Below are 12964 nucleotides of genomic sequence, written 5' to 3' on the forward strand. Positions count from 1 at the left end.
CCTCCAACAACAAATTAAAACTCACTGGTAAAATGGAACTTAATATGCTTGAAGTCCATTTGTGCCATTTGAAGTACATAATTGCTATCAGCCAAGAATACATCCCTTCCTTCACGATCCTTGGCCATATACTGATATTTACGTTTTTTGAAAGCTTCCAGTTCTTCCGGATCATCACTTTCCACCCAACATGCCTTGTATAGGCTGATAGGCTCCCATCGGCATTTTGCATTATATTCATTTTCCAGACGATACTGGATCACTTCAAACTGCAACTGCCCTACCGTACCGATAATCTTACGTCCATTAAACTGATTGATAAATAACTGTGCCACACCCTCATCCATCAACTGGTCAATACCTTTAGCCAATTGTTTCTGTTTCATAGGGTCAGCATTCTCAATGTATTTAAACATCTCGGGCGAAAAACTGGGAATTCCACGGAAATGAAGTTTCTCACCTTCAGTCAGCGTATCACCGATCTTGAACGTTCCGTTATCCGGCAAACCGATGATATCTCCCGCCCAAGCCTCGTCTACTGTTGTTTTACGCTGTGCCATAAACTGAGTGGGAGAAGAAAAACGCATCGTCTTGTCATGACGTACATGATAATAAGGAGTATTACGGGAAAATTTGCCCGAACAAATTTTACAAAATGCAATACATGAACGATGATTAGGATCGATATTAGCTGTGATCTTAAAGACAAATCCGGTAAATTTCGGTTCATCGGGTTCCACCTCACGTTCTTCTGTCTTGGTAGGACGGGGGCTCGGAGCAATTTCCACAAATGTATCCAGCAGTTCCTGTACACCGAAGTTATTCAATGCCGACCCGAAAAATACAGGAGCCATCTCGCCTTTCAGGTACTCCTCCACATTGAATTCAGGATAAACACCGTCAACCAGTTCCAGTTCTCCGCGCAATTTTTCAGCCAAAGGAGCACCGATCTGGTTGTCTAGTTCTTCCGTATTGATATCAACCTCCACTTTTTCTGTTACCACCTGTTTGGAAGGTTGGAAAAGATTCAGTTTATGTTCATAAAGGTTATACACACCTTTGAAACGGGGACCGCTTTCAATAGGCCACGTCAGAGGACGTACATTGATAATGAGTTCCTCCTCCAGTTCATCCAACAAATCAAACGGATCTTTCGCCTCACGGTCCATTTTGTTGACAAATATGATTACCGGAGTATTACGCATACGGCATACTTCCATCAGCTTACGTGTCTGCGTTTCCACACCTTTCGCACCATCCACCACAATAATGACACTATCTACGGCTGTCAAAGTACGATAAGTATCCTCGGCAAAGTCCTGATGGCCCGGAGTATCCAGAATATTGATTTTATAATCATTGTAATCAAACTCCATCACAGAAGTGGTCACAGAAATACCACGCTGCTTTTCAATGTCCATCCAGTCGGATGTGGCGGTCTTCTTTATCTTATTACTCTTTACGGCTCCGGCCACCTGTATCTGTCCGCCAAAAAGTAACAATTTTTCAGTTAGAGAGGTCTTACCGGCATCCGGATGCGCTATAATCGCAAACGTCCGTCTTCTTTCTATTTCACTATTCATATTTTATTATGCATTTAATTCTTTGATACATGCTTCCAGACTCTCTTCCCAATGAGGAATCTCAATGTTATAAGTAGTTTTAATCTTGGTCTTGTCCAATACGGAATAATGGGGACGGGGAGCCTTTGCCGGATATTCATTTGTATGCAGGGGACTGACCTTACAGGTCGTGATACCGGCAATACGATGGATAGCCTTGGTAAAATCATACCAGGAACATACTCCTTCATCACTGAAATGATAAACTCCCGGAACCACTCCCTTATAAATGGCTGTAAAGATAGCACGTGCCAGATCACGGGCATATGTCGGTGTACCAATCTGATCAAAGACCACACCCAAAGTTTCCTTTTCCTTTCCCAGACGGAGCATCGTTTTTACAAAATTATTCCCAAAAGTGGAATAAAGCCATGCGGTACGGATAATCATTGTTTTTTTGCAATACTCCAATGCATTCGTTTCACCGGCCAGCTTGGTCTTGCCGTAAACAGAATTGGGACAAGGAACATCCCCCTCATTATAAGGAAGATGTTTCGTGCCATCGAACACATAATCCGTTGATATCTGAATAAACTCACCCCAGTTGGCTTCAGCCGCCTTCGCCAGATAGCTCACTGCGTTCTTATTCAGCTTGGTGCATAACTCTATATCATCCTCTGCCTTATCTACCGCCGTATAGGCCGCACAGTTCACTATGACATGAATATTATTCTCTTTTACGAAAGTCATCACCGCCTGCTCATCACAAATGTCCAATTCGGCTACATCCGTAAAAAAACAAGTATATTCCTTGTATTCAGCCGATAACACACGCATTTCATTTCCTAATTGACCGTTGGCACCAGTCACCAATATATTCTTCATTTCTATTTCATTTATTAGAATTCCAATTCTCCTTTTTTATCCTCTATATAGTAGTTTGACAACATAGCCAGCAATGTCGAGATTGCTTCTTGTGCCTTTCTTGTTTCCTCACTGATTTCTTTCTTTTGCAATTTCAACAATAAGATACCATAAAGCGCCTCAAAACAAGTTTCCAGTTCAGGCTCCTCTTTATCCGCACCTTTAGCGCGTAACTCTACAATATAAGGCAATACTTTATAATAAGCAGAATTATAATAAGGAAACTTAGGGGAACGCAATAACTGCAAATGAAGGTCGGTAAGCCAAGTTATAATGTTTTTATTAATCTGCAAATGGCCTTTTTCCATAATCCCTTCATGACGCATCATCTCAATCAAATCCATATACCACTGGGTGAGTTCCGCTTTCTGCTCTTCCGTTAACGGATAAGGAGCTATGATGGTGCTTTTTATCTTTTCCATATCACAGCCGTTGGCACGGATTAAATCCTCTATCTGCCACATATATATAAGATACTCGGCTATATTCTTTTCTTTTAACTGCTTGGAAACGAACATACTTTTTAAATTAAAATTGATAATTAAAAAATTAAAAAACCAACGTATGATACACAAGATATGTTTCTTTGTCAGTACATCGTTTTTCCTAAAATAGTATAAATGAAACCTGCGACTGAAATCAGCATCACTACAATACCAATCACACGGTTCAAAATCCAAATGCCGCGTAAATTAAAACGGGTGCGTACTTTATTGACAAAATACGTAATTCCGAACCACCAGAGAAGAGCCCCCAATACAATAGCCAAATACCCTACCAATTGAAAGCCTATGGGACTGCCCGGCATCACAAAAGAAAAACGGGCAAACAAACCTATAAACAGGAATATAATGAGGGGGTTGGAGAGAGTCACAAAAAAAGCAGTAACAAAATTATGAAGATAACTGCCCGGGGTAGAAGATACAGGACGGATAGACTGGACAGGATTACTACGGAAAGTATAAATACCGAAAAAGAACAGCATGATACTGCCGATAATTTGTAACAAAACTTGGTTCTTTGCCAAGAAATCATCCATAAAACTCATGCCATAACCTGTAATCAAGGCATAGCCTATATCACTAAGGGCAGCTCCCAGACCGGTAACAAATCCATACCATCGTCCCTTGTTCAGTGTGCGCTGTATACAAAGTACCCCAACAGGACCTAACGGCGCAGAAACCACTACACCGACGATAAGCCCTTTCACCAATAAATCGAGTATGGTTACTTGTTCTATCCAATTCATGCTGCAAAGATGCTACTTTTTTACGAAAGTACCTATATTTACGCTCAAAATTCTTTCATACCCCGTCTCTTTTATATAACTTTGCACCTTATTAATAGACCCTTGATATTAGAACTAGTTTTCAATTAACAAAACAACTATAAAAGTGCTATGATTCTATTTTTCAGAACACCCACTAAAAGTGTAATAGCAACAGAAGTCAGCCAGGAACTGGCTTCTGAGGATATTCAGAAATTAAGCTGGCTTTATGGTGAAGCCACTGTAGAGAACGAAGAGAACCTGAAAGGTTGCTTCATCGGACCGCGTCGGGAAATGATTACTCCCTGGAGTACAAATGCTGTAGAAATCACTCAGAACATGGGTCTTACAGGTGTCTTACGCATTGAGGAATATTTCCCTGTAAAAGACGAAAACGCCGAGTACGATCCTATGCTGCAACGTATGTATAAGGGATTGAACCAGGAGATTTTCACAGTCAACATCAAACCCCAGCCGATTGTTCACATCGAGAACCTCGAAGAATACAATGAAAAAGAAGGTCTGGCACTTTCCCGTGAGGAAATGGACTATTTGCTGAAGGTTGAAAAAGATTTGGGACGTAAATTAACCGATTCCGAAGTATTCGGCTTCGCACAGATCAATTCCGAGCATTGCCGCCATAAGATATTCGGCGGAACATTCATTATTGATGGTCAGGAAATGGAGTCTTCCTTGTTCCAGATGATCAAGAAAACGACTGCTGAAAATCCCAACAAGATTATTTCCGCTTATAAAGATAATGTAGCATTTGCCGAAGGACCGATAGTAGAGCAATTCTCTCCGGCCGATCATTCCACTTCCGATTATTTCATTATCAAAGATATCAAGACTGTTATCTCACTGAAAGCCGAAACACATAACTTCCCGACAACCGTAGAACCATTCAACGGTGCATCTACCGGTACCGGTGGTGAGATCCGTGACCGTATGGGCGGTGGCAAGGGCTCATGGCCCATTGCTGGTACTGCCGTTTATATGACCTCTTATCCCCGTACTGATGAGGGACGCGAATGGGAAGACATCCTTCCTGTCCGCCAATGGTTATACCAGACTCCGGAACAGATCTTAATCAAGGCTTCCAACGGTGCTTCCGATTTCGGTAACAAATTCGGTCAACCGCTGATTTGTGGTTCTGTACTGACATTCGAGCACCAGGAAAACGGCGAGAAGTATGCATACGACAAAGTGATTATGCTGGCAGGAGGAGTAGGTTACGGTACTCAGCGCGACTGTCTGAAAGGACATCCCGAAAAAGGAAATAAAGTCGTTGTAATGGGTGGTGATAACTATCGCATCGGCTTGGGTGGAGGTTCGGTTTCTTCTGTTGAGACAGGCCGGTACTCATCGGGAATCGAACTAAACGCCGTCCAACGTGCCAATGCGGAAATGCAAAAACGTGCCTATAATGTAGTCCGTGCATTGTGTGAAGAAGATAACAACCCGATTGTTTCCATTCACGACCACGGTTCGGCCGGCCACGTGAATTGTTTATCCGAACTGGTAGAAGAAAACGGTGGATTAATTCATATGGACAAACTACCTATCGGTGACCAGACTTTGTCTGCCAAAGAAATTATCGCCAACGAATCTCAGGAACGTATGGGATTGCTGATTGACGAGTCGGCTATTGAACATGTACAAAAAATTGCTGATCGCGAACGTGCGCCGATGTATACCGTAGGTGAAACAACCGGAGACGCCCGCTTTGCCTTTGAACAGGCCGATGGGGTACGTCCGTTCGATCTGGCAGTAGATCAGATGTTCGGTTCTTCTCCGAAAACCTACATGGTTGACAAGACCGTAGAGCGCCATTATGAAAATGTTTCATACGAAACTTCCAAATTAAATGAATATATCCGCCGCGTACTTCAGCTGGAAGCTGTTGCTTGCAAAGATTGGTTAACCAATAAAGTAGACCGTTCCGTAACCGGTAAAATCGCTCGCCAACAATGTCAAGGTGAAATTCAGTTGCCTCTGAGCGATTGTGGTGTAGTAGCTCTCGATTATCGTGGCGAAAAAGGTATAGCAACTTCTCTAGGCCATGCTCCCCAAGCCGCCTTAGCCAATCCGGCCGCAGGCTCTGTTTTGTCGGTAGCCGAAGCACTGACTAATATCGTATGGGCCCCGATGGCGGAAGGATTGGACAGCATTTCCTTGTCTGCCAACTGGATGTGGCCATGCCGCGCACAGGAAGGTGAAGACGCCCGCCTGTACACTGCCGTAAAAGCCCTTTCCGATTTCTGCTGCTCATTGCAAATCAATGTACCGACCGGAAAAGATTCTTTGTCTATGACTCAGAAATATCCTAACGGTGAAAAGATCATCAGTCCGGGAACTGTCATCGTTTCTGCCGGCGGTGAAGTTTCGGATGTGAAGAAAGTGGTTTCTCCTGTATTGGTAAATGATGAAAAGAGCACTATCTACCATATTGATTTCAGTTTTGACAAGTTACGTCTGGGAGGTTCTGCTTTTGCACAATCACTGAACAAAGTAGGTGACGATGTACCGACTGTACAAAATCCTGAATATTTCCGCGACGCATTCCTGGCTGTACAAGAATTAGTAAATAAAGGTCTGATTATGGCCGGTCACGATATTTCTGCCGGTGGTCTTATTACTACACTGCTTGAAATGTGCTTCTCGAATATGGAAGGTGGTATGGAAATCAGCCTGAACAAGATTAAGGAAGATGACATTATCAAGATATTGTTCGCCGAAAATCCGGGTATTGTTATCCAAGTAAAAGATAAGCACAAAGAAGAAGTGAAAAAAATCTTGGAAGACGCAGGCATAGGCTACGTAAAATTAGGTAAACCGACTGAAGAACGACATATCCTGGTAGAAAAGGGAGATGCGACTTACCAGTTCGGCATAGACTATCTGCGCGATGTATGGTATTCTACCTCTTACTTGCTAGACCGCAAGCAGAGCATGAACGGCTGCGCCAAAAAACGTTTCGAGAACTACAAGAAACAACCTTTGGAATTTGTATTCGACAAATCATTCACCGGCAAACTTTCACAATTCGGCCTTAACCCCGACCGTCGTACTCCGACAGGTATCAAAGCGGCTATTATCCGTGAAAAAGGAACCAATGGCGAACGCGAAATGGCCTACATGCTCTATTTGGCAGGATTTGATGTGAAGGATGTAACAATGACCGATCTGGTCAGCGGACGTGAGACATTAGAGGACATCAATTTCATCGTATTCTGCGGTGGGTTCTCTAATTCGGACGTTTTAGGCTCTGCCAAAGGATGGGCCGGAGCTTTCTTGTTCAATCCCAAAGCCAAAGCTGCATTGGATAACTTCTATGCACGCAAAGATACATTGTCATTGGGCGTATGTAACGGATGTCAGCTGATGATAGAATTAAACCTGATTAACCCAGACTTCACCAAGAAAGCGAAAATGCTGCACAATGATTCACATAAATTCGAATCCAAGTTTGTAGGTGTTACTGTTCCTATGAATAGAAGCGTCATGTTCGGTTCGTTAAGCGGAAGCAAGCTTGGCATCTGGGTAGCCCATGGAGAAGGTAAATTCTCATTGCCATATCATGAAGATAAATACAATGTTGTATTGAAATACTCATACGATGAGTATCCCGGCAATCCGAACGGTTCAGATTACAGCGTAGCCGGTCTGGCCAGCCCTGACGGTCGCCATTTGGCCATGATGCCTCATCTGGAACGCTCTTGTTTCCCATGGCAAAATGCTTATTATCCGGCTGATAGAATAAAGAACGATCAGATTACTCCATGGATGGAAGCATTTGTCAATGCTAGAAAATGGATTGAGATGAACAAAAAATAAAAACGATTTGTTATATTTACTAAAAAAGCGGTGAGTCATACTGATTACCGCTTTTTTTGTATATAACAGATTTTGATATGTTAAGGGAAATTACGAACTTTGTAAGGATTTTGCCTCCTAATAATATGAGAAGAATTCTTTTACTTATATGCCTTTTTGTTATTTTGGTAACACCTGCCGTTGCTCAACTATACCAGTATCTGGATACTCAGAATGGTTTGAGCAGCCGTAGAGTTTTATCTATACGAAAAGATAAAAAGGGCTATATGTGGTTTCTCACTCACGAAGGAATAGACAGGTACAACGGAAAACAATACACACACTATAGCTTAACAGCCAACGGAAAACTATTGAACTTTTTTCCTAACTTGAACACTTTGCAAACAGATACGGCAGGAGTGGTTTGGGAGATAGGAAAAACCGGTCATCTATTCAGGTACAATTCCTTACAAGATAAATTTGAACTAGTTTGCGATTTTGCCAGTAAGGACAAAAGCAACAGCGGACTGCCGCTCACCGCTTCATTTCTTGACTCCAAAGACAACAATATATTGCTTTGCACTAAAAACAAACAATATCTTTTCGACATAGATACCCATGAACTTATTCAACTGGAAAGTCCTATCAAGGAAGAAATCACATATATTGCAAAATCTACGAACAACCAATATTTTCTGGCATCCAGCCACAAGATTTACTGTGCAAAACTGAATCATGGCCGATTAGAAACAATCAAGCATCCGGAACTGGATAATTTTCATATAGTGAACTACATCTATTTTCATCCGGAAACCCAAATGCTAGTAATAGGTACCTTGCTGGATGGTATTTATCTATACAATATCCATAGCCGCCAACTGATTGATGTACACAACGGACTACAAGACATTAATGTCAACTCTATCATAGCAAGTAAAGAAAATGAAAACGAGGTGCTAATAGCAACTAATGGCGCAGGCGTATATAAATTAAACTTGGGCACTTACGAATTGACAAATTTTCTAAATGCCGACCACAACCATTCCAATAAAATGAACGGTAATATCATTAATGATATCTATATTGATGATGATCAAAAATTATGGATGGCAGTCTATCCTATAGGAATTACTGTGTATTCCGAGAAATATCCCGGATATAAATGGATACAGCACTCTTACGACAATCCCAACTCACTGATAGATAACCAAGTGAACTATATATTGGAAGATTCTGAAGGAGATATTTGGTATGCGACCAATAATGGCGTATGTTGCTACCGTCCTTCCACCAAACAATGGACGAATTTATTATCAACTTATCAGCATGACACACCTAATCAAAATCATGTATTTATCTCTATATGTGAATCCCGGCCAGGAATTATTTTAGTAGGAGGATATATGTCGGGAATGTACAAAATAGATAAGAAAAACATGACCACACAATATTTTATTCCCCAGACATTAAATGATGACACCATAAAACCGGATAAATATATTCGTTGTATTTATAAGGATTGGGATAATCTGATTTGGGCCGGAGGATATTACAATTTAAAAAGTTATGATATGGATACAAAGGAAATGCATTGTTATAAAATGGATTTCCCTATCACCTATATCACCAATAAGGACGCCCACAATTTATGGATAGGAACTATCAATGGATTGTATCAGTTCAATAAGGTCAATCAAGAGCTCAAAGCGGTGAATCTAGACTCCGAACTAGGCTGCATAAATACTATTTATCAAAGTAAAAAGAACATCACTTTCATTGGTACACATGGTTCCGGTATATGGATTTACAACAATTATACAGAAAAAGTAACTAATTACCATGTCAATAATTCAGCTCTGATATCTAATAATATTCATTGCATACTGTCTGCTCTGGAAGACGATTTGATCATTAGTACAGAAAAAGGGTTGACCCGTTTCAAAACAAAAGAAAAAATATTCTCTAACTGGACAAAAGAACAAGGGTTGATGTCTACCAGCTTTAACCAAGCTGCCGGAGTACATACACGCGATAAAAAATTTATTTTCGGATGTGGAGACGGAGCCATTGAACTGGCAGATACCGTCACGCTGCCTCATCAATTCAAATCCAAAATGGTATTTGATAATTTCCGACTGCTCTATCAGAAAGTAATGCCCGGTGAAAAAGGTTCCCCTTTAAAAGAAGAAATTGATGATACCCGGCATATCATACTGAATTACGACCAGAATATTTTTTCATTGGATGTGTCTTCCATCAATTATGATAATCCCTCCAACATCGTCTATTCCTGGAAACTGGAAGGGTTTTATGATGAATGGACTTCACTCACGAACGATAACCGCATACGTTACACTAATATCGGTCCCGGTAAGTATAAATTAAGAGTGAGAGCCATCCTGATGGATGATCACCATTTGTTAGAAGAACGTTCACTTTTCATAACCGTAACCCCACCTTGGTGGGCTACTTTTTGGGCAGGCATTCTTTATCTGATCATTTTTATACTGGTCGGAGTAATTGTCTTACGTTATTTGTGGCTTAGGAAAGACAGAAACAATTCAAAAGAAAAAATCCGGTTCTTTATCAACACGGCGCATGATATACGTGCACCGCTGACTTTGATAAAAGCTCCTTTGGGAGAGATTCTTAAAAACGAAAACCTGTCCGAACAGGGAAGAATCAATATCAACCTAGCTATACAAAATACAGACAATCTGTCTGAGTTAGCCAGTAATCTGATTAATTTTGAAAAAGAGGAACTGTATACCTCCACTGTATATGTATCCCGATACGAATTGAACAACTATATCAAAAACTATTTGGAACAGTTCAATTTATATGCCCGCAAAAGACAGATAAATATCATATTTGAAACTAATTTCGAAAGCCAGGAAGTATGGCTGGACAGAAACAAGATGGATTCCATTATCCGTAACCTGATGACAAATGCCTTGAAATATACCTGTCAGGGGGGCAATGTCACTGTGCAAACTCAGAAAAATAAAAGTCATTGGTTCATCACTATTACAGATACAGGAATCGGGATCCCCGCCAATGAACAAAAGAAAATGTTCAAAAGCCTATTCAGAGGGAATAATGCCATCAATCTGCAAATCACAGGAAGCGGCATCGGCATGCTGCTTACCTACAAACTGATAAAAAGCCATGCCGGCAAAATATCAATGAGCAGTATAGAGAATGTAGGAACTACCTTCAAACTGGCATTCCCTATCAAAAGTCGGAAATACAACTACCGTATATTCAAAAAAGCTGATGTAATTGACCCGCTGCCTGTCATCGAAGGCAATCCGGAAGAACTGGTGAAAGAGATCAAAAACAAGCCGGTCAAAACACATGCCGCTTCCATTCTGATAGTGGAAGATAATATGGAATTGCGTACTTTCCTATTGCATACACTATCGGAAGATTATCATGTGTCTGATGTAGGAAACGGGCAAGAAGCACTGGATTTTATCAAAGAGCGACAACCTGATCTGATACTGTCGGATGTAATGATGCCTATCATGAATGGAAACAAAATGTGCAATATATTGAAAAGTAATATTGAAACCAGTCATATACCTATCATATTGCTGACCGCATTGAACGATAAAGAAAGTATTATCAAAGGCTTACAGACCAAAGCCGATAAATACATAGTCAAACCATTTGACATGGAAGTACTGAAAGCAAACATAACCAACGTTCTGGCGAACAGGGAAATCATGAAAAAGCGTTTCTCACAATTCAAATTCAATGCAGACGAGGTATCAGATGATCCGACGGTCAGTTTGGAACAGGAATTTCTTTTAAAAGCTACCGACATCATAAAAAGTAGTATAAACAAAGAAATGAACGTAGAAAACCTATGTGATGCAATGAATATGAGCCGGAGTAGTTTATACAATAAAATAAAGGCCTTAACCAATGATTCGCCCAGTGACTTTATACGTAAAGTACGTATGAACGAAGCTAGCATTTTATTGAAAAGCAAACGTTATACCGTATCCGAAGTTTCGGATATGATGGGATTCAGTGATCCCAAATATTTTACGGATACATTTAAGAAATACTACGGAGTTCCACCAAGCACTTATATGAAACAAAATTAAAAAAATGAATTTCTATTTACAATCATTTCTTATCTTCCTAAAAATAGGACTATTTACTATTGGCGGAGGATATGCTATGGTTCCCCTAATTCAAGATGAAATAGTGGACAAACGAAAATGGATTGACAAAGAGGATTTTATTGATTTATTAGCCCTCACTCAGTCTGTACCCGGAATATTTGCTGTAAATATTGCCATATTTATCGGATATAAATTGCGTAAATTCCGTGGAGCATTGGCAATGGCTTTAGGCACAATACTCCCCTCTTTCTTTATCATATTGGCAATTGCCTTGTTCTTTCAACAGTTCAAACAATACCCAATTGTAGAGAATATATTCAAGGGAATTCGCCCGGCGGTAGTAGCCCTTATTGCAGCTCCCACTTTCTCCATGGCAAAATCCGCCAAGATAAACCGTTACACTGTCTGGATACCAATAGTATCCGCATTGCTTATCTGGGTATTGGACGTGTCTCCAGTCTACATTATCATAATAGCGGGCGTGGGAGGTTTTATATATGGCAAGTACAAACATAAATATTCATCCAAATGATTTTTCTATATTTATTCTACACATTCTGTAAAATAGGGCTCTTCGGTTTCGGAGGAGGCTATGCCATGTTGTCCATGATACAAGGAGAAGTAGTAACAAGATATAATTGGATCAGTGCCAGCGAATTTACAGATATCATCGCTATCAGCCAAATGACACCGGGTCCCATTGGCATCAACTCTGCTACTTATGTGGGATATACTGCGGTATTGAATGCAGGCTACAATGAAAGCTGGGCTATATTCGGTTCTTGCATAGCTACTTTTGCTGTAGTTTTTCCATCGTTCATATTAATGGTAATCATCAGCCGGTTCTTCTTGAAATACCAAAAGCATCCGGTTGTAGAAGCCGTATTCAAAGGGTTGCGTCCGGCAGTAGTAGGTCTGCTGGCAGCAGCTGCACTCGTCTTGATGAATGCTGAAAACTTCGGCAGTTATCAAATAGATTTGTATCAATTCATCATCAGTATAATTATTTTTCTAGTAACCTTTATAGGTACACGGAAATACAAAATCAATCCTATATTAATGATTATACTTTGCGGAGTGGCAGGGTTCCTGCTTTACTGAGAATAGGACGATTATGGGAAATCATCAAAAAAATCCGTATGATCGGCTCCGGAAATAATCATCAACTCTTTGTCATCACTGATTAGATAAAGCCGCAATAGATGGATTACAGATGTTATAACCTTTTCCTGATTTCAACATAAACAATATAGCACCCG

Annotated in this window: 8 protein-coding genes; 4 read left to right on the plus strand and 4 right to left on the minus strand. The window is 40.6% G+C overall.

Annotation, left to right across the window (positions count from 1 at the left end; all coding sequences use genetic code 11):
• Positions 1 to 14 precede the first annotated feature (14 nt).
• The 4 genes from BVU_RS00380 to BVU_RS00395 form a co-directional block, all read right to left on the minus strand.
• On the minus strand, positions 15 to 1583 hold the full coding sequence (locus tag BVU_RS00380; protein WP_005842989.1) for a peptide chain release factor 3: 1569 nt from the start codon (positions 1581 to 1583) through the stop codon (positions 15 to 17).
• Between the two features lie 6 nt (positions 1584 to 1589).
• Positions 1590 to 2447, minus strand: coding sequence for a dTDP-4-dehydrorhamnose reductase (gene rfbD / locus BVU_RS00385; RefSeq protein WP_005851079.1), 858 nt, complete (start codon positions 2445 to 2447; stop codon positions 1590 to 1592).
• Between the two features lie 14 nt (positions 2448 to 2461).
• Positions 2462 to 3004, minus strand: a complete 543-nt coding sequence (locus BVU_RS00390) for a DUF4924 family protein (RefSeq protein ID WP_032946433.1) — start codon at positions 3002 to 3004, stop codon at positions 2462 to 2464.
• A gap of 71 nt (positions 3005 to 3075) precedes the next feature.
• Positions 3076 to 3735, minus strand: coding sequence for a LysE family translocator (locus tag BVU_RS00395; protein ID WP_005842995.1), 660 nt, complete (start codon positions 3733 to 3735; stop codon positions 3076 to 3078).
• A gap of 150 nt (positions 3736 to 3885) precedes the next feature.
• On the opposite strand from BVU_RS00395, the gene purL reads away from it, so the two are divergent.
• From purL to BVU_RS00415, 4 genes are all read left to right on the plus strand, one after another.
• Complete coding sequence (gene purL / locus BVU_RS00400) at positions 3886 to 7590, plus strand: phosphoribosylformylglycinamidine synthase (protein WP_011964614.1); 3705 nt, start codon at positions 3886 to 3888, stop codon at positions 7588 to 7590.
• Positions 7591 to 7667: 77 nt separating this feature from the next.
• On the plus strand, positions 7668 to 11684 hold the full coding sequence (locus BVU_RS00405; protein ID WP_011964615.1) for a hybrid sensor histidine kinase/response regulator transcription factor: 4017 nt from the start codon (positions 7668 to 7670) through the stop codon (positions 11682 to 11684).
• Between the two features lie 4 nt (positions 11685 to 11688).
• Positions 11689 to 12237, plus strand: a complete 549-nt coding sequence (locus BVU_RS00410; RefSeq protein WP_005843001.1) for a chromate transporter — start codon at positions 11689 to 11691, stop codon at positions 12235 to 12237.
• A complete protein-coding gene (locus tag BVU_RS00415; RefSeq protein WP_005843003.1) occupies positions 12234 to 12806 on the plus strand; it encodes a chromate transporter in 573 nt (190 codons plus the stop codon). The genes BVU_RS00410 and BVU_RS00415 overlap by 4 nt, the downstream gene beginning before the upstream one ends.
• Positions 12807 to 12964: the final 158 nt, after the last annotated feature.

The organism is Phocaeicola vulgatus ATCC 8482 (assembly GCF_000012825.1).
GTDB classification, from domain to species: Bacteria; Bacteroidota; Bacteroidia; order Bacteroidales; family Bacteroidaceae; genus Phocaeicola; species Phocaeicola vulgatus.